Below are 18539 nucleotides of genomic sequence, written 5' to 3' on the forward strand. Positions count from 1 at the left end.
AGGTGCAAGCACCCGTGCTGCCGTTCGACTTGCATGTGTAAGGCATGCCGCCAGCGTTCAATCTGAGCCAGGATCAAACTCTTCAGTTTAAACCTGTTACTGTTTTCGGTTCTCTCGAACCGGTCGCTCACTCAAAGCTGACAGGTCATTGAATAAATTCAAGAACCTGACTTACTTTAGTGTGAGACTCTTGATACTTTTGCTGCTCCCGACCTCGCTCCGGAGAACAAGGTCAGGCCGCCACCGCATCAAGCGCCCACACTTATCGGCTGTAAATTTTTAAAGATCGATCGCGAAAACCACCGACAAACTGCGTTACTGCCCGGCGTTTTCTGCGTTGCTGCGTCAGCAGCAGAGAAACGAGATTCTGAAGACTGCCCGGCGATCTGTCAACAGGTTTTTTTACTTCCTTCACCCTGCCGCTCAACTTCCAGTCACCCGCAGACCCAGTCGCCACAAGGCTTTCGCCCGGGCTTCCCGTCTCCCCGCGCCTTCATCGAAAGCGCGAAAGACCGGAATTCTAGTCATGCAGGTGACATCTTGCAAGCGGTTTTTTGACGGGCTAGCAAAGCCGGACTGAACACGGCTTGCCTGCTCCATATAGCAGTCGCCATAGTGCCTCCGGCCGGTACCTTCCGAGTCCGCGCCAACGACGATCACGCATCGCGCCCGCGCCCATCCGACGCGCCCCTGCTGTCCAATCCGATGGCGCGCACGGAACCGACTAGAATATAGGGTTCTCTGCACCCCAACTCACAGATTTATGCGCTCGCGAATCGCCAAACGCCTTCCTCCTGACGCCGACAAGCTCGTCGGCCTCTCGCTCGCCCTGTTCGCCTCGGGCAGCCGCACCGAAGACCGCTTCTGGGAGGCCAAGCTCGACACGCTGCTAGCGAAGGTCGTGCGCAACGGCAATCAGACTACGCTCGACGCCGCGCTCGATCATCTGCAGCAGAATCACCCGGACGCCTACGGCGCGCTTGCCGATATGGCCGAGACGCACAGCGAATCGTTCATCGTCGAACACGACGGCGTGCAATACGAGGCGTTGCTCGTCGCCGCGCCGGTGCTGGCCTGGACGCGCTATGTCATCCCTTCGGGCCCGCTGAAGGCCGAGGGGGCAGACGCGCTGCGCACCCATCTGCAGGCCCACGTGCTCGCGAACGGCACGCGCGTCGCGATGGCCCCTTATCTCTATAGCATCGACCAGTTGCCGCGCCACCATGTCGAAACCTGGCGCCTCGCACAACAACTTACGCAGGCGGCGCTGAGCGGCGCACCGCCGAAAATCAGCTCGGGTGAATTGCCGGAAACGTCACCGATCCTCGCCGATCCGCGTTTCCTGCTCGCTGTCGTCGCAGCACCCGTCGGCGCCCCGCTCTTCCGCTGGCAGGAAGAGGAGCACGGCTCGCGCATTGAGCGCGGTCAATGCCTGGAGCAATGGGCCACTCAGGGCGGCGCCAACCTTGCCGTCGTCATGCCGGGCTGCGAATTCGAGTGCCTGCTGCCGGACGCCTACTACTCCGCCTGCCGCGACGCGGACGAGCGCGTGCGCCCGCACACGATTCGCACCGCGGTGCGCTATCTGCTCGACACGATCGGCGCGGGCGCGCAGGACTTGCGCGCCGTCGTCGCCGGCTTCGGCGAGCGCCGTATCGACGAATACCGCATCGGCTTCACGAAGCGCGGCAGCAATGATGTGCTGTATGGCGTGGTCTGGCCGCTCTATGGCCGCGAGAACGGCGACGCCGACATCGACGAAGAACCGACCGAGGAGAGTGTCAGCAGTGGTCCGCTCGAAGAGATCGTTGCGCTGTTGAAGGAATCGGGTATCACCGACATCCGTCGTCACGCCGGCCGTTTCGAGCCGGAATATTGCGATGACTGCGGCGTTCCGCTCTATGCGGATCCACTCGGCGAGATCGTCCACGCCGAGATGCCGGAAGATGCTGAGCCTGTACAGCCACACTTCCACTAAGACAACTCCAAAATTCCTACCCGGTCCCGCCTGTGTGCGGGACTTTTTTTTGCCCTATGTCTTATGCCTTTTGGACAGGCCGCCAGCGCTCGACCTTTTTGTCATCATGGTGGTGTTGGTCTAGTTCACCGCCACGTAGAAGCGGTGCGCGTTGCACAACATTTCGAGAGACCGTCAACGAGAGGAGGGCAAATCCATGCGGTTCGTTGTACTCAATCCGGACGCCGAAAGGCGTGAAGGGCTCAAGGCGCTGTTAAGACAAATCGACCGTCGCGCACGCTTCAATGACGCGCCGGACTGGCGCAGCGCTGAGCGCGCCATGCAACGCTTCACCCCAAACCTGATCGTGATCGACTGGCACGACGGCATTCGCGCCGGCGAGTTGCGTCACTTTGTCATGCGGCACCGCAGCCTGCCCGTGGCCATCCTGGTAGACAGCACCGAGACGCCCACGAGCGTGCGAGCGCTCATCGACGAAGGCGCCCGCGGCATCATCCGGCGCACAACGGACTCCATCCTGATCGTGAAGTTTCTGGAACTGATCATGCTCGGCGGTGATCATCTGCCCGCCGACGTGCTCGGTCCGTGCACGCCTTGGCCCCTGCCGCCCCGGCGCAACGCCAAGGCCGCCGCACAGGCCCGCAGGGTGCGCCCAAAGGTCCACTTGTCGCCGCGACAGGAGCAGATCCTGCGCTGCGTCCATATGGGCAATACGAACAAGATGATCGCGAGAGCGCTCGGCATCAGCGAGGGCACGGTGAAAGTCCATCTGACAAGCATCTTTCAGCAACTCGGCGCGCCCAATCGCGCGGCGGCCGTCGCGATCTACAACGGATTGCTCGCGAACCATCTGCAGGTGCTGCGCGCGCAGTGCGAGCGGCCGGCGAAGCCCAGGCACGGCGAGCACGGCCCGGTGCCGTTGCGCGCGCGCGAGGATCTGGCGTTTCGCTATCCGTTGCTGTCAGGCGACAGTGCGGAGCCGTTGCCCATCGCGGCGGAGCCGCAGGCGCCTTATGGCGACCCTGCCGCGGCGCAGCAGGTGCGTCCCGTCGAGGCCCAGGACGCCAGCGAGAGCGCGGACGAGGAAGCCCTGGTGCTCGCTCGCGCACACGTCTTGCCCTCCAACGAGTAATATGAAGCCCATGGGGTTCCTATTTACGCCGCTTCCGCTCTGGGTTGCTGTCGGTGCCTGCATTGTCACCGCGGTGTTGCTCGCGCTCGCGCTGTGGAAGAACCCCTTCAAGCGTCTTCAGGACGCGACGCTCCAGCACGTGTGGCTCGCGATCGTCGTCGCGATCTCGGTGCTGTGGGCGAGCAACGCGTGGCTTGAAGACGGCACCGTGCTGCACCTGCTCGGCGCCACGCTCGTGGTTACGCTATTCGACTGGGGGCTCGCGCTCGTCGCCATGGGCGTCGTCGTGGGGCTCGCCGCACTCGTCTTCGACGCCCCTTGGGAAGGCATCGCCCTCACCTTCCTGATATTCGGCGCGTTCCCTGTCGCGATTTCGGCGCTGCTGCAACGCGCCTGCACTGCGTGGCTGCCGCGCAACCTCTTCATGTTCATCGTCGGCCAGGGTTTCGTCTCGCCGGCCATCGCCGTTTCGGCGGCGGCTTATCTCGCGCTCGGCACCCATGTCGCACTCAACGGTGGATCAGCGATCACCGTGCCCGCGGGTTATGCATTTAGCGTGTTTCTGCTCGCTTCGGGTGAAGCCTGGTTCACGGGCATGGCAACGGCGTTGATTGCCGTCTACCGGCCGACCTGGGTCACCACGTACGACGTGCGCCGCTATCGGTTGGGCGGGCCGCGGACCTGAGCCGCTGCTTGCGCCGATAGCTCCGCCGCCAGCAAGGTGATGGCGGGCGCGACGACACGTCGCGATCGGCCGGCAGTGCATACGTAGCAGCGCTTGCGCCGATCCCTCCGCTCAGACAGAAGAAAATAATTGTTTCCGGATTGAACTCAACCCGGCTGTGCCGCATCTTACGGTGCCTGATGTCACACCCTCTTCCCTAGTAAGCAGATGGACTGCAACCATGCATCCCGCCGGCTGTTGTTCGTAGCCGGTCAACTGGCGGCGTGCGCCGCGAGCCTCATGCTCATCGTCGCGCCAGCCGCGCGGGCCGATCAACTCGATCAACACAACAATCTCGTCAATCAGTTCGTCACCCAGCTGCACGCGGACCCGCTAGTCGCGGACTGCGCGGCGCACGGCGATTTCGTAGCAAGCACGTCGGCGGCGCTCGATCACGTCGAGTTTCCGCCGAGTTCGTTCGACAGTGCGCACTCGAGCATGACGCCGTGGAACGACTCATTCGACGAAGGCAAGCAGCGCGTGAAGGTCGACACGATCGTGACCGTCGACGGCATCGGCATTCCCAAAGATAGCGGCAATGCGCCCTACGATCTGAAGTTTCGCTGCGGCTACGTCGGGCAGCAGATGCTCGCGTTCAGCTGGAACGATCCCGTCCCGCCAGCGCACGCCCGCAGCGAGCGCGGCACGGCGTCGCAGGGCGGCGCACACGCTAAGGGCAAGCATTCGACCAAGAAGGCCACCGGTTCGAAGAAGGGGACACCGGGCAAGTCGAGCCACAAGTCGTCGACGAGTGGCACGAAGTCGGCCAGCAAATCGACGAAATCGACAACGAAATCCACTGCAAAGAAAACGACTTCCAAGAAGAAGACGACGGCTCACTGAAAGTCGTCGGTGCTCTCGATGCAAAAAGGGGGAAACGGCCTGGCCGCTTCCCCCTTTTTAATGCCTGCGTGGCCAAGACGCCGTTACGCAAACGTCTCCACGTGATGCAAAATGGCCTGCAACATCGCAGCGCCGAGCGCGGCGCTGCGCTCGCCATTCCAGCCTACGCGTTCGTCGGGCAGATTGGCGTTGTCCTTGAACGGCATCTCGAGCGTGAGGGACAGGCAGCCATGGCGATGACCAATAAACTTCGATGCGAGCTTGAGCGCGTCTTCGCGGTAGCGGCTCGCCTCGTAGCCGTGCTGATCCTGGAAGTCTGGGCTCGCCACCTTGAACGCCTCGATGAACGCCTTCTGCTCCGTGCGTTGCTGATCGGTAAAGCCTGGCAGCATTTCCGAACCCGCCACGAATACATACGGCAGCGTCTCGTCGCCGTGGATGTCGAAGAAAAGATCCACGCCCGTGGCTTCGATCGCATCGCGCACGACCTGCACCTCGGGGCTGCGCTGCGCGTCCGGCTCCATCCACTCGCGGTTCAGGTTCGCGCCCACGGCGTTGGTGCGCAAATTACCGTGCACGCTGCCGTCCGGATTCATGTTCGGCACGATATGGAACACGGCCCGGTCGTACAGCTTGCGCGCGACCGGATCGCCCGCCCAGTCGCCCCAGCCGGCGAGCCGCTTGACCAGGCCTTCCACGAACCACTCGGCCATGCTCTCGCCCGGATGCTGGCGCGCGATGATCCAGACAGTCTTCTTGGGCTTGCCGTCAGGCGCGGTATCGCCCGGCATGCCGAGCGAGAGCAACGACATGGGACGGCCTTCCACGCTCTGACCGAGTTCCGTGAGCGCGGCGTGCGGCAGTTGCTGAAGCGAGCCGAGGAACTCCGCGTGTCGCTCTTCGCTATACGGCTCGAAGTACGCGTAGTAGATGCTGTCGAAGTCGGGCGTGTGGTCGATGACGAGCTGCTTGCCGTCATAGGTGGTCGGCACGCGGAACCAGTTCACGCGGTCGTAGCTCGCCGCGGCCTGGTAGTCGCGCCAGCCCTCGGGAAATGCACAGGCCGACGCATTTTCGAACGTCATCACGCAGCGTTCGCCGCGCACACCCGACACGCGGAAGTAGAACCATTGCGCGAAGTCGGACTGGTTGTCCGCCCGCACGCGCAGACGGATGTCGTCGGCGCGCTCGCTCGACAGAACTTCGATCGCGCCCGCATCGAACTGGCTGGTGATGGCAATTGTCATAGTCTTTTCCTTCCGGCTTGCTTGTTCACTTACTCGGCGATGCGCCGACGAAATACATAGGTCGAATCGTTCGATGCATCCGCATCGAATGCATAGCCTTCCACGTCGAACGCCTTGAGCGCTTCGGGTTCAACAACGCGGTTCTCGACGGCGTAACGCGCCATCAACCCGCGCGCCCGCTTCGCGTGGAAGCTGATGATCTTGTAGCGCCCGCCCTTCCAGTCTTCGAATACCGGCGTGATGACCGGCGCGGCGAGCTTCTTCGGCTTCACGGCCTTGAAATACTCGTTCGACGCGCAGTTCACCAGCACGTTGGCGCTCCTCGCCGCGACTTCCCGATTGCGCTCGATCTGCGCATTGATCGCGTGCGTGATGCGCTCGCCCCAGAATGCATAGAGATCCTTGCCGCGCGCGTTTTCGAAACGCGTGCCCATTTCGAGACGATAAGGCTGAAGCAGGTCGAGCGGACGCAGCAAGCCATAGAGCCCCGAGAGCACGCGCACGTGCTGTTGCGCATAGTCGAGATCCGCCGGCGAGAGCGACTTCGCGTCGAAGCCTTCATAGACGTCGCCGTTGAACGCGAGCACGGCTTGTTTCGCGTTGGTCTGGCTGAACTGCTTCGACCAGTCGGCATAGCGCTGGAAATTCAGGCGCGCGAGCGGGTCGGAAATGCTCATGAGCGATCCGATCTGTTGCGGCGAGAGGCGACGCAGGCCCGCGATCAGCTCGGCTGCGTCGTCGACGAAATCGGGGATGGTGTGGGTTTCGATGTGCGCCGGCGTGTCATAGTCGAGCGATTTGGCCGGCGACAGAACGATTATCATAGAGGCTTGCAGGCACGACGTGCCGATGTTCAAAGGCGAAAGCCCGATTGTAGCGAATTCACGAATGACCGGCCTCACGCCCCCGACAGCAGCATCCCTTTCGTCCGCCGCCGCACCGGCGCTTCCCGTGGTTCTCGACTCCAACGTCTGGCTCGATATTCTCGTGTTCGACGACCCGCACACGCGCCCGATTCGCGAGGCGCTCGAGCGCGGTGCCATCCGGGCGCTGATCGATGAACGCTGCCGGGCCGAGCTGGCCCACGTGCTCGACTATCCGCAGTTCGCCGGCCGCGGCGTCGCGAAAGCGGACGCACTCGCCGCGCTAGCCGGGCTCGTCGCGCTGATCGAATTGCCCGAGCTTCCCGCTGACGCGCGGCCCCTGCCCCAATGCCGCGACCGCGACGACCAGAAATTTCTGGAACTGGCGCGTGCGAGCGGCGCACAGTGGCTCGTCTCGAAGGACCGCGCGGTGCTCAAGCTCGCGAGGCGCGTGGCGCGCGACTTCGGCTTTCGCATCGCGACGCCCGACGCCTTCGTCGCCGAATGCGTGCAAAGCGCCGCTCAAGCGGCGCAGTCCTGAGGACAGCGCACCACGGCGCACGCGCCCGGCCGGATCACCGCAGCCACGCCGATTTGCCTACAATCAACCTTTCCCGTTCCAACGTCTGACTTCCGCACGCGACATGAACGCACCGCATCCCACGCAGAATTCGCAGGACACCCTGCTCACGCCCTCTTTTCCGTCGCGTCTGCCAAACGTCGGCACGACGATCTTCACCGTGATGAGCGCGCTCGCCGCCGAAAAGGGCGCGGTCAACCTGGGTCAGGGGTTTCCCGACTTCGATTGCGACGCACGGATCGTCGACGCCGTCGCGCAAGCCATGCGCGAGGGCCATAACCAGTACCCGCCGATGGCCGGCATCGCCGCGCTGCGCGAGGCGATCGCGGACAAGATCGAGCATGTGTACGGTCGTCGCTACGACGCCAACAGCGAGATCACGGTGACGGCGGGCGCCACGCAAGCGCTGCTCACGGCGATTCTCGCGACCGTGCACGCCGGCGACGAAGTCATCGTGGTCGAGCCGACCTACGACAGCTATCTGCCGTCGATCGAACTGGCGGGCGGCAAGCCCGTGTTCGTCACGCTCGAAGCGCCCGACTACGCGATTCCGTTCGACCGCCTCGCCGCGGCCATCACGCCGAGAACGCGCCTCATCCTCATCAACACGCCGCACAACCCCACGGGCACGGTGTGGCGCGCCGAGGATATGCAAAAGCTCGAGGAGATCGTGCGCGGCACCAACGTGCTGGTCCTCTCCGACGAGGTGTACGAGCACATGGTCTATGACGGTCAGCCGCACGAGAGCGTCGCGCGCTATCCGGAACTGGCCGCGCGCAGCTTGATCGTGTCGAGCTTCGGCAAGACCTATCACGTGACGGGCTGGAAGGTGGGCTATGTGGCCGCGCCCGCGCCGCTCACGGCCGAGTTCCGCAAGGTGCATCAGTTCAATGTGTTCACCGTGAACACGCCGATGCAATTCGGCCTCGCGCAATATTTGCGCAATCCCAAACCGTATCTGGAACTGCCCGCGTTCTATCAGAAGAAGCGCGACTTCTTCCGCGCGGGCCTCGCCAACACACGCTTCAAGCTGCTGCCGTGTGAAGGCACCTACTTCCAGTGCGTGGATTATTCGGCGATCAGCGATCTGCCCGAAGCGGAATTCTCGAAGTGGCTCACCGCTGAAATCGGCGTGGCCGCGATTCCGGTTTCGGCGTTCTATCACGAGGCGCACGAATCGGGCGTGGTGCGCTTTTGCTTCGCCAAGCAGGAAAACACGCTCGCGACCGCGCTCGAGCGGCTCGCGCGACTCTGACGTGCTTCGCGCGCGATGATTCCGCGAACGGCAGTGCGTTCCCGATCATCGCGCGCGAGAGCATGCGCGGCGCATTGCAAGGCGCCGCATCACTTACGAGTTCGCCTCGATATAGGCCTTGCGGTCGGCGTTGACGCGCTGCGCCGCCGGGTGCTCGCCGACCAGCTTGATATACGACTTCCAGTCGATGCCTGCGTCGGCAAGGAAATCGCTGCCATACACCGCCTGCGTCGTGCGTCCCACGAGCGGCAAGCTCACGAACGCAGCAGCATCGGCCACGCCGAATCGATCGCCCGCCACGTAAGGCGCGAACCTGGCAATCCGCCTGAAGGCCACCGCATAACGGCGCAGCCGCTTTTCCATGGTCGCCTTGACCTCTTCGGTCACCTTTCCTCCAAAGAACGCCTCGCCGTAAAGCTCGCGCGCGTTGAGCTCGAGATGCGTCTCGATGAAAACGATGAGTTCACGCTCCTTCGCCGCCTGCCACGGATCCGCCGCGAAAATGTGCTTGTCTGGAAAGCGCGCCGCCAGATACTCGACGATCACTTGCGACTCGCACAAAAAACCCTGTTCCGTTTCGATAAAAGGCACCTTGCCGGCCGGCGACTGCGCGAGCAGCGCCTCTTCGAGCGGCAGTTTGTTCGGCACCTCTTCGAACGCGATACCGTGTTCGAGCATCAAGAGCTTGACCTTGTTGTAGTAATTCGAAAGCGCGAACCCGTGCAGCTTGATCATCCTTATTGCCTCCTTGAGAAGGGCAGTTCCGTTGCCGGAACGGCCGAACCGTTTTCATACAATTGTACGACCGTGCTATTCTAGGCCAATCATGGAGCCAGGCTTCCAATGACTTCACATCATTTCAACATTGAGACAATCGGCATAGTCGGCACCGGCGCGATGGGCCGGGGTATTGCCCAGATCGCCGCGCAGGCGGGCCTCGCCGTGCGCCTCTACGACACGAACCCGCACGCGGTCGCCGCCGCGCGCGATTATCTCGCCGACACCTTCGCGAAACTCGCGGCAAAAGGCAAGCTCGACGAGCCCGCCGCCAAGGCCGCGCTCGAACGCATGACCGGCGCGCACACGCTCGACGAACTCGCGGTCTGCGATCTCGTGATCGAAGCGATCGTCGAGAATCTCGAGGCCAAACGTACGCTGTTTCGCGAGCTCGAAACCGTGGTGGGCGAGCGCTGCCTGCTCGTTTCGAACACCTCTTCCCTCTCTATTACCGCCATCGCCGCCGCGTGTAGCGACCCGTCGCGCGTCGCAGGCTATCACTTTTTCAACCCCGTGCCGCTCATGAAGGTGGTCGAAGTGATCGACGGGCTGCGCAGCGATCCCGCCGCCGGCGATGCGCTAATGGCGCTCGCGCGCCGCATGGGCCACACGCCGGTGCGCGCGAAGGATATGCCCGGCTTCATCGTCAATCACGCGGGCCGCGGCATGAACACCGAAGGCCTGCGCGTGGCGGGCGAAGGCGTGGCGAGCTTCGTCGAGATCGATCGCATCATGCGCGAGCAGGCGGGCTTCCGGCTCGGGCCGTTCGAGCTGCTCGACCTCACCGCGCTCGATGTGTCGCATCCGGTGATGGAGTCGATCTATCACCAGTTCTATGAGGAGCCGCGCTTCACGCCCTCGCCCATTACGGGCGTGCGGCTCGCGGGCGGCCTGGTTGGCCGCAAGGCGGGCGAAGGTTTCTATCGCTATGTCGATGGCAAGCAGCAGGTGCCCGACGAGCTCGTAGCGCCCACTGCGCTGCCCGCGCGCGTCTGGATGAGCCGCAGCAACGCCGCCGCGCGTGACGCCGTCATCGCCCTCGCGTTGAAAGCCGGTGTGGCCGTTGACGAAGGCGATACGCCCGCCGCCGACGCGCTGATCGTGGTCGCGCCACTCGGCCTCGACGCCACGACCGCCGCGCTCGACGAGCAACTCGACGCGTGCCGCGTCGTCGCCATCGATACGCTGTTTCCGCTGGACGCTGCGAAGCGCCGCACGCTGATGACGACGCCCGCCACCACGCGCGAAGCACGCGACGCTGGCCACGCGCTCTTCGCCGCCGACGGTGTGCCAGTCACGGTGATCCGCGATTCGACGGGCTTCGTCGCGCAGCGCATCGTTGCGACGATCGTCAATATCGGTTGCGACATCGCGCAGAAGCAGATCGCAACGCCCCGCGACATCGATCTCGCGGTCACGCTCGGGCTCGGTTATCCGCGCGGCCCGCTCGCGCTCGGCGACGCGCTGGGCGCACGCACGATCCTCACGATCCTGCGCAACATCCACGCCGTGCTCGGCGATCCGCGCTATCGCCCGTCGCCGTGGCTTGCGCGACGCGCGCAGCTCGGCCTTTCACTGACGCAAGCAGAAGCAGCAGACATCAACGCATCGAACGAGGCACCGCAATGAGCGCCGAACTCCGCAGCACCCGCCCGCAAGGCCACGAATCGACACTCGTCCTCACGCTGTCGAACCCCGGCGCACGCAACGCGCTGCATCCCGACATGTACGCTGCGGCGATTGAAGCCTTCGACGCCGCCGAGCGCGACCCGTCGCTGCGCGCGATCGTCCTGACGGGCGCCGACAACTTTTTCTGCGCGGGCGGCAACCTCAATCGCCTGCTCGAAAACCGCGCGAAGGACCCTTCGGTGCAGGCCGCCAGTATCGACATGCTCGCCGCTTGGGTCACCGCCATGCGCCAGTCGAGCAAGCCGATCATCGCGGCAGTGGAAGGCGCAGCCGCCGGCGCGGGCTTCTCGCTCGCGCTCGCCGCCGACCTGCTCGTCGCCGCCGATGATGCGAAGTTCGTCATGGCCTATTCGCGCGTGGGTCTGACGCCCGACGGCGGCGGCTCGTGGTTCCTCGCGCGCTCACTGCCGCGCGCGCTCGCGTTCGAGCTGATGGTGGAAGGCAAGCCGATTGGCGCCGCGCGTCTCGCGGAACTGGGCGTGGTGAACCGGCTCGCGAAACCGCAAACGGCACTCGACACGGCGCTTGCCTGGGCCGACGAACTGGCGAAGATCTCGCCCAATTCGGCGGCTCGCATCAAGGGTTTGACGAACGTCGCGGACACGCAACCGCTCGAAGCGCAGCTCGCCGCGGAGCGCGACAGTTTCGTCGCGTCGCTCCATCACCGCGACGGCCTCGAAGGCATTACCGCGTTCCTCGAAAAGCGCGCTCCCGTCTACAAGTAAACACGCTCGAGCGCGGCGGCCCACAGGAGAATCAGGAGAAGGGAGACGAATATGGCGCAAGCCACCCCGGATGGAGACACGCAAAAAGCCGCGCAAACGCGCACCGACTACTCGGCGTTCGAAGGCACGCGCCCGGTTGCCGAGCGCCAGCGCTTCGACACCGAGGCGCTGACCGCCTGGCTCACCGCTCACGTGGAAGGCTTCAAAGGCCCGCTCACGATCGAGCAGTTCGCCGGCGGCCAGTCGAACCCGACGTTCAAGCTCGTCACGCCCGGGCGCACCTATGTGATGCGCGCCAAGCCAGGCCCCAAGGCGAAACTGCTGCCCTCCGCGCACGCGATCGAACGCGAATACCGCGTGATGGATGCGCTCGCCGCAACCGACGTACCGGTCGCGAAAATGCTCGCGCTCTGCGACGACGAATCGGTGATCGGCCGCGCATTCTATGTGATGGAGTTCGTCGAGGGCCGCGTGCTCTGGGACCAGTCGCTGCCCGGCATGACGCGCGAAGAACGCGGCGCGATCTACGACGAGATGAACCGCGTGATCGCCGCGCTCCACAACGTGAAGCCCGATGCCGTGGGCCTCGTCGACTACGGCAAGCCCGGCAATTATTTCGCACGCCAGATCGATCGCTGGAGCCGTCAGTATCAGGCCTCGGAAACCGAACGCATCGACGCAATGCATCACCTGATCGAATGGCTGCCGAAACACATGCCGGACGATGCAGGTGCACGCGTATCGGTCGTGCATGGCGACTACCGCCTCGACAACCTGATCTTCCACCCGAGCGAACCGCGCGTACTGGCCGTGCTCGACTGGGAACTCTCCACACTCGGCGACCCGCTCGCCGACTTTTCGTATCACTGCATGGCCTGGCACGTCGATCCCGCACAGTTCCGCGGCATTGCCGGGCTCGACTGGCAGGCGCTCGGCATTCCCGACGAGGCCCAGTACGTCGCGCGCTATTGCGAGCGCGCCGGCCTCGAGATTCGCAGCGACTGGAACTTCTATCTTGCCTACAACATGTTCCGGATCGCGGCGATCCTGCAGGGCATCATGAAACGCGTGGTGGACGGCACCGCCGCGAGCGCGCAGGCAATCGACGCAGGCCGCCGCGCGAAGCCCATGGCCGAACTCGCCTGGCGCTACGCGCAGAAGGTTCGCTAAAACGCATACGAGAACGACTTATCTTTCACTGTCACTGCATCGCATTGCGAGGTCACCGATGAATTTCGATTACTCCCCGAAAGTGCAGGCGCTGCGCGAGAAACTGCTCGCGTTCTTCGACGAACACATTTATCCGAACGAGACGGTCTTCCATGAGGAAGTCGAGCGCAATCGCGCGAACGGCAACCCGTGGGTGCCCACGCAAATCGTCGAGCACTTGAAGGAGAAGGCGCGCGCGGCCGGACTATGGAACCTGTTCCTGCCCGCCTCCGAGCGCGGCGCGGGCCTCACGAACCTCGAATATGCGCCGCTGTGCGAAATCATGGGCCGCGTGCACTGGGCGCCCGAAGTGTTCAACTGCAGCGCGCCCGACACCGGCAACATGGAGACAATCGAGCGCTACGGCAGCGAGGCACACAAGCAGCAATGGCTCGCGCCGCTGCTAGCGGGCCAGATCCGCTCGGCGTTTCTGATGACCGAGCCCGACGTGGCCTCGTCGGACGCGACGAACATCCAGACGCGCATCGAACGCGACGGCGACGATTACGTGATCAACGGCACGAAGTGGTGGTCGTCGGGCGCGGGCGACCCGCGCTGCGCGATCTATATCCTGATGGGCAAGACCGATCCCGACGCACCGCGCCATGCGCAACAGTCGATGATCCTCGTACCCTCGGATGCGGCCGGCATCACCGTGCGCCGCCCGCTCACGGTATTCGGTTACGACGACGCGCCGCACGGCCACATGGAAATCACGCTCGAAAACGTACGCGTGCCCGCATCGAACATCTTGCTGGGCGAAGGGCGTGGCTTCGAGATCGCGCAAGGACGCCTCGGACCGGGCCGCATCCATCACTGCATGCGCCTCATCGGTCTCGCTGAGCGTGCGCTCGAGTTCATGGCGAAACGCGCCCTCTCGCGCGTGGCGTTCGGCAAGCCGGTCGCCCAGCAGACCGTCACGCAGGAGCGCATTGCCGAAGCGCGCTGCATGATCGAGCAGGCGCGCCTGCTCACACTCAAGACGGCGTACATGATGGACACCGTCGGCAACAAGGGCGCGCGCGGCGAGATCGCGATGATCAAGGTGGTCGCGCCGAACATGGCCTGCCAGGTGATCGACTGGGCGATGCAGGTGCACGGCGCGGCGGGCGTGAGCGGCGACTTCCCGCTGGCCTACTCGTACGCTTCGGCGCGTACGCTGCGCTTTGCGGATGGCCCCGACGAAGTGCACCGCAACGCCATCGCCAAGCTCGAACTCGCGCGCCATATGGACGCGGGCGCGGCATCACGCGTGGAAATGCCGGTCACGCGCTCGTAAGTCCACAAGTGCAGCAGGGGCGCTCGGCCGCCCTCTGCGAGCGACGCCGATCTATGCTAATTTGCGCCAGATCCGGCGTCGCGCGCACTATCGCGGCGCCTTCCTTCATGGTGCCAAGGAGCCACGATGATCGACGTCTACAGCTGGGCCACGCCGAATGGCCACAAAGTCCATATCCTGCTCGAGGAAACCGGCCTCGAATACCGGGTGCATCCGGTCGATATCGGGGCGGGCGACCAGTTCAAGGCCGAATTCCTCGCCATCAGCCCGAACAACAAGATTCCCGCCATTACCGACTCCGAAGGCCCGCGCCGTGCCGACGGCCAGCCGTTTTCGCTGTTCGAGTCGGGTGCGATCCTGATTTATCTCGCGGCGAAAACGGGCCGCTTCATGCCTGAAGACCTCGCTGCGCGCTACGACGTGCTGCAATGGGTGATGTTCCAGATGGGCGGCCTCGGCCCCATGCTCGGGCAGGCACACCACTTCCGCATCTACGCGCCCGAGAAGATCGACTATGCGGTCAATCGCTACACGAACGAAGCCAAGCGCCTCTATAACGTGATGGAAACGCAGCTGGAAAAGACTGAATATCTGGCCGGCGACGAGTACACCATCGCGGATATCGCCGCTTTCCCGTGGACGCGCTCCTGGCAAAACCAGGGCATCGATCTCGATTCGCTGCCCAACGTGAAGCGCTGGCACGAGGCGATCGCGGCGCGGCCTGCGGTCAAGCGTGGCGTCGAAGTGCTCGCGAATGCGCGCAAGCCGCTCATGGACGACAAAGCGAAGGAAATGCTCTTCGGCGCGACGCAATACGCCAGGCACTGATTACGCTGATTGCGCTGAGGTCCAGGCAAAACTAAAGGGGCGCTCGCCTTGCAGCGGAGCGCCCCCTTTCGTTGAGCACGCAACAACTTCAGAAGTAATGCCGCGTGATGAACTCGGCCACGCAAGCGAGGCGCTCGCTGCCTTCGCGCTCGATGCTCACATCCCACGCGACCTGCACGCCGCCGCCTTCCACGTCGCTCACTTCTTTCACCGCGATACGCGCACGCACCTTCGCGCCCACGGGCACCGGCTGCGTGAAGCGCACGCGGTTGAGCCCGTAGTTCACGCCCATGCGCTGGCGCATGTGCAGCGTTCCGCCGAGCAGCACAGGAATCAGCGAAAGCGTGAGAAAGCCGTGCGCAATTGGGCCGCCGAATGGCGACTCGCGGCGCGCACGTTCGGCGTCGATGTGGATCCACTGATGGTCGCCCGTGGCATCGGCAAAACCGTGCACGTCCGCCTCGCTCACTTCGCGCCAGCTACTCACGAGCGGCCCCGCGCCGACCAGCGCGCGCAACGCCGCCGCGTCGGCAATCTGCGTGATGTCGCTCTCGCTCACGATGCGCTCCCCGGGTGGCGAAGGCCGAAGAGCGCCTTCGAACGCACGACCACGATCAGTTCGCCGTGCTGATTATGGCCTTCCCACTGCGTTTCGACGATGCCGCGATCGGGCTTGCTCGCCGAAACCCGCTTGCCCACGATCGTGTTGGTCATCGTGAGCGTGTCGCCTACGCGCGTGGGCTTGAGCCAGCGAATCTCGTCGACGCCAGGTGAGCCCATCGAAGTCGAGTCCTTCAGGAAGTTGCGCACAAGCATGCCCATCATGACCGAGCAGGTATGCCAACCGCTCGCGACGAGGCCGCCAAACATCGACGCCTCGCCCCCGGCCTCGCTCACGTGGAACGGCTGCGGATCGAACTGCTCCGCGAAATGCACCACCTCGTCGCGCTCAAACGTGTGGGAACCGACCGTATAGCGCTTGCCCACTTCGAGATCTTCGTAACTCAGGCCCATCCGTACTCTCCGCTGATATTGCTTGCTGCCGCCACGCGTTACGCTGCCTGCGCGAAACCGGGCAGCGAGGCGAAGCGTTCAAGATGATGATCGACATCACCGAGCGTCGTTTCGATGATCGCGAGACGCTTGAACAAATGCGCGGCCGCCACTTCGTCGGTGACACCCATACCGCCGTGCAATTGCACGGCCTGCTGACCGATGAAGCGCGCCGCCTGGCCGACGCGCACCTTCGCCGCCGAAATCGCGCGGCGCCGCTCATCGGCTGATTCGCTACTGTAACGCGCGGCAGCGAGATAAGTCAGCGAGCGGGCCTGTTCCGCGTGGATCAGCATCTCGGCCATGCGGTGCTGCAGCGCCTGGAAGCGCGCGATCGGCACGCCGAACTGCTGACGCGTTTTCGTGTATTCGACCGTGGCGTGGTTGAGCGCGTCCATCGCGCCCACGGCTTCCGAACACAGCAGGAACGTGGCGTAGTCCGCAATCTTTTCCCACGTCGCCGCGCCCGAGTGTGCGTCGCCGAGACGACGCGCATGCGCTTCCTTGAAGGACAGCGTTGCGGCGCGCTGGCCGTCGATTGTGCGGTATTCGTTCACCTCGACGCCCTTCGCATCGCGCGCGACGGCGAAGAGCGCCACCTCGCCCGCGAACCGTGCCGGCACGATCCAGTAGTCGGCCTGGGCACCGTGCTGCACAACCGATTTCGTGCCGGTGAGCGCGAAGCCGTCGCCGGTTTCCTTCGCTTGCGTTTCCAGCGAGAACAGGTCGTACCGCGACTGCGGCTCATGGAACGCGGCGGCGAGCTTGATCTCGCCCGAGGCAACGCGTTCGAGCAGCGCCGCATTATCCGCGTTAGCCGCGCCGCCCGCGAGCTTGAGCGCCTCGACGCCCACCGCAGTTGCGCAATAAGGCTCGATCACGAGCGCTCGGCCCAGCTCCTGCATGACGACGAGCATATCGAACGGCGTGCCGTCGAAGCCGCCCTGCTCCGTCGGTACCGGCAGCGCGGTCAGACCAAGTTCGACGAACGCGTTCCAGTGCTGCCCGGATACGCCCGCAGGCGTCTTCACGATCGCCTGGCGCGCTTCGAAGCCGTAGTTTTTGTCGAGATAGCGACGCAGCGCGTCGGCGAGTTGCTGTTGCTCTTCGGTGAAATTGAAGTTCATTGCGTCGCTCCTCAAATCCCCAGAATCATCTGCGAGATGATGTTCTTCTGGATTTCATTCGACCCGCCATAGATCGACGTCTTGCGATAGTTGAAGTAGTACGCCGCGAGGGGCGCCGCGTCGTCATCGCCGCCTGCGGCGTGTTCGTGCTCGCCCTCGAGGAAGGCGGGATCGAACGGCGCTGCAAGCGGGCCGACCGCATCGACCATCAGCTCGGTCAGCGCCTGCTGGATCTCCGTGCCCTTGATCTTGAGCATCGACGCTTCGGGACCGGGGCCGCGTCCGTTCGATGCGCTCGCGATCACGCGTTCGGCGGTGACTTCGAGCGCCATCAGTTCGATTTCGACGGCTGCCACACGCGCCGCGAACACGGGATCTTGCAGCAGCGGTTTGCCGTGCTTCTTCTGCTTGAGCGCGACGCCCTTGAGGAACGCCAGTTCGCGATTCGACGCGCCCACCCGCGCGATGCCCGTGCGCTCGTGACCAAGCAGATACTTCGCGTAGGTCCAGCCGCGGTTCTCCTCGCCAACGAGATTGTCGACGGGCACCTTCACGTCTTCGAAAAATACTTCGTTGACCTCATGGTCTTCATCGAGCGTGATGATCGGACGCACGGTGATGCCGGGCGATTTCATGTCGATGAGGAGGAACGAGATGCCTTCCTGCTTCTTGGCCGCGGGATCGGTGCGTACGAGGCAGAACATCATGTCGGCGTGCTGGCCGAGCGTGGTCCAGGTCTTCTGGCCGTTCACGACGTAGTGATCGCCCTCACCGCTTTTGACGAGGACCGCGCGCGTGCGCAACGACGCGAGGTCGGAGCCCGAGCCCGGCTCGGAGTAGCCCTGGCACCACCAGTCTTCACCGGAAAGGATGCGCGGAAGATAGCGGCCCTTTTGCGCTTCGTTGCCGTACTTCATGAGCACGGGCGCGACCATCGAAACACCGAACGGCAGCACCGGCGGTGCGCCGATGCGACCGCACTCGGCGTCCCAGATGTGGCGTTGTGCTTCGGTCCAACCGGGGCCGCCCCATTCCTTCGGCCACGCCGGCGCGGACCAGCCCCGCGCCCCTAGCAGCTTGTGCCAGTTGGCGATGTCGTCGCGCGAGAGGCGCTTGTGGTTGAGAACCTTGTCGCGCATCGCTTGAGGCAGATTGGCCTCGAGCCAGGCGCGGATTTCGGCGCGAAATGCGTCGTCAGCGGGGGTGTAGTCCAGATCCATGCGCTAAGTC

18 protein-coding genes and 1 rRNA gene are annotated in these 18539 nt (G+C 64.0%); 11 read left to right on the forward strand and 8 right to left on the reverse strand.

Going from position 1 to position 18539, the window contains the following annotated elements; all coding sequences use genetic code 11:
* Window positions 1–89 (reverse strand): 16S ribosomal RNA (locus JMY28_RS00005); the annotation flags it as partial.
* A gap of 674 nt (window positions 90–763) precedes the next feature.
* Here JMY28_RS00005 and JMY28_RS00010 point away from each other — a divergent pair.
* The 4 genes from JMY28_RS00010 to JMY28_RS00025 all read left to right on the forward strand — a co-directional run bounded on the left by JMY28_RS00010 (window position 764) and on the right by JMY28_RS00025 (window position 4677).
* Window positions 764–1978 carry a DUF2863 family protein gene (locus JMY28_RS00010; RefSeq protein ID WP_201693514.1) on the forward strand — a complete coding sequence of 405 codons (1215 nt, stop codon included), beginning with the start codon at window positions 764–766 and terminating at the stop codon, window positions 1976–1978.
* A gap of 196 nt (window positions 1979–2174) precedes the next feature.
* Window positions 2175–3110, forward strand: a complete 936-nt coding sequence (locus JMY28_RS00015) for a helix-turn-helix transcriptional regulator (RefSeq protein ID WP_201693515.1) — start codon at window positions 2175–2177, stop codon at window positions 3108–3110.
* A 10-nt stretch (window positions 3111–3120) separates the two neighbouring features.
* Window positions 3121–3795 carry an energy-coupling factor ABC transporter permease gene (locus JMY28_RS00020; RefSeq protein ID WP_201693516.1) on the forward strand — a complete coding sequence of 225 codons (675 nt, stop codon included), beginning with the start codon at window positions 3121–3123 and terminating at the stop codon, window positions 3793–3795.
* A gap of 207 nt (window positions 3796–4002) precedes the next feature.
* Window positions 4003–4677 (forward strand): BspC domain-containing protein, encoded by a 675-nt coding sequence (locus tag JMY28_RS00025; protein WP_201693517.1) that lies wholly within the window; start codon window positions 4003–4005, stop codon window positions 4675–4677.
* Between the two features lie 83 nt (window positions 4678–4760).
* On the opposite strand, the gene JMY28_RS00030 is transcribed toward JMY28_RS00025, so the two are convergent.
* Both JMY28_RS00030 and yaaA read right to left on the reverse strand, forming a co-directional pair.
* Window positions 4761–5924, reverse strand: coding sequence for a M14 family metallopeptidase (locus JMY28_RS00030; RefSeq protein WP_201693518.1), 1164 nt, complete (start codon window positions 5922–5924; stop codon window positions 4761–4763).
* A gap of 29 nt (window positions 5925–5953) precedes the next feature.
* The gene (yaaA, locus tag JMY28_RS00035; protein WP_201693519.1) at window positions 5954–6748 is read right to left on the reverse strand and encodes a peroxide stress protein YaaA; all 795 of its coding nucleotides are present in this window, start codon (window positions 6746–6748) and stop codon (window positions 5954–5956) included.
* A 64-nt stretch (window positions 6749–6812) separates the two neighbouring features.
* On the opposite strand from yaaA, the gene JMY28_RS00040 reads away from it, so the two are divergent.
* Both JMY28_RS00040 and JMY28_RS00045 read left to right on the forward strand, forming a co-directional pair.
* Entirely contained in the window at window positions 6813–7328 is a 516-nt protein-coding gene (locus JMY28_RS00040) for a putative toxin-antitoxin system toxin component, PIN family (RefSeq protein ID WP_201693520.1), read from the forward strand.
* Between the two features lie 103 nt (window positions 7329–7431).
* Window positions 7432–8622: a pyridoxal phosphate-dependent aminotransferase gene (locus tag JMY28_RS00045; RefSeq protein ID WP_201693521.1), complete on the forward strand. Its 1191-nt coding sequence runs from the start codon at window positions 7432–7434 to the stop codon at window positions 8620–8622.
* 93 nt (window positions 8623–8715) lie between these two features.
* Here the strand turns inward: JMY28_RS00045 and JMY28_RS00050 are convergent, their stop codons facing one another.
* On the reverse strand, window positions 8716–9357 hold the full coding sequence (locus JMY28_RS00050; RefSeq protein ID WP_201693522.1) for a glutathione S-transferase family protein: 642 nt from the start codon (window positions 9355–9357) through the stop codon (window positions 8716–8718).
* 108 nt (window positions 9358–9465) lie between these two features.
* On the opposite strand from JMY28_RS00050, the gene JMY28_RS00055 reads away from it, so the two are divergent.
* From JMY28_RS00055 to JMY28_RS00075, 5 genes are all read left to right on the forward strand, one after another.
* A complete protein-coding gene (locus JMY28_RS00055; RefSeq protein ID WP_201693523.1) occupies window positions 9466–11028 on the forward strand; it encodes a 3-hydroxyacyl-CoA dehydrogenase in 1563 nt (520 codons plus the stop codon).
* Entirely contained in the window at window positions 11025–11813 is a 789-nt protein-coding gene (locus tag JMY28_RS00060) for an oxepin-CoA hydrolase, alternative type (RefSeq protein WP_201693524.1), read from the forward strand. Before JMY28_RS00055 ends, JMY28_RS00060 begins: the two co-directional genes overlap by 4 nt.
* Window positions 11814–11864: 51 nt before the next feature.
* Window positions 11865–12983: a phosphotransferase gene (locus JMY28_RS00065; RefSeq protein ID WP_201693525.1), complete on the forward strand. Its 1119-nt coding sequence runs from the start codon at window positions 11865–11867 to the stop codon at window positions 12981–12983.
* A gap of 58 nt (window positions 12984–13041) precedes the next feature.
* Window positions 13042–14301, forward strand: coding sequence for an acyl-CoA dehydrogenase family protein (locus tag JMY28_RS00070; protein WP_201693526.1), 1260 nt, complete (start codon window positions 13042–13044; stop codon window positions 14299–14301).
* A gap of 126 nt (window positions 14302–14427) precedes the next feature.
* Window positions 14428–15129, forward strand: a complete 702-nt coding sequence (locus JMY28_RS00075; protein ID WP_201693527.1) for a glutathione binding-like protein — start codon at window positions 14428–14430, stop codon at window positions 15127–15129.
* 88 nt (window positions 15130–15217) lie between these two features.
* On the opposite strand, the gene JMY28_RS00080 is transcribed toward JMY28_RS00075, so the two are convergent.
* The 4 genes from JMY28_RS00080 to JMY28_RS00095 are packed head-to-tail and all read right to left on the reverse strand — an operon-like array spanning window position 15218 to window position 18529.
* On the reverse strand, window positions 15218–15688 hold the full coding sequence (locus tag JMY28_RS00080) for a MaoC family dehydratase (protein WP_201693528.1): 471 nt from the start codon (window positions 15686–15688) through the stop codon (window positions 15218–15220).
* Window positions 15685–16143: a MaoC family dehydratase gene (locus JMY28_RS00085; RefSeq protein WP_201693529.1), complete on the reverse strand. Its 459-nt coding sequence runs from the start codon at window positions 16141–16143 to the stop codon at window positions 15685–15687. Before JMY28_RS00085 ends, JMY28_RS00080 begins: the two co-directional genes overlap by 4 nt.
* A gap of 38 nt (window positions 16144–16181) precedes the next feature.
* Window positions 16182–17309 carry an acyl-CoA dehydrogenase family protein gene (locus JMY28_RS00090; protein WP_201693530.1) on the reverse strand — a complete coding sequence of 376 codons (1128 nt, stop codon included), beginning with the start codon at window positions 17307–17309 and terminating at the stop codon, window positions 16182–16184.
* 11 nt (window positions 17310–17320) lie between these two features.
* Window positions 17321–18529 carry an acyl-CoA dehydrogenase family protein gene (locus JMY28_RS00095; protein ID WP_201693531.1) on the reverse strand — a complete coding sequence of 403 codons (1209 nt, stop codon included), beginning with the start codon at window positions 18527–18529 and terminating at the stop codon, window positions 17321–17323.
* Window positions 18530–18539 lie beyond the last annotated feature (10 nt).

The organism is Paraburkholderia hiiakae (assembly GCF_904848665.1).
GTDB lineage: Bacteria > Pseudomonadota > Gammaproteobacteria > Burkholderiales > Burkholderiaceae > Paraburkholderia > Paraburkholderia hiiakae.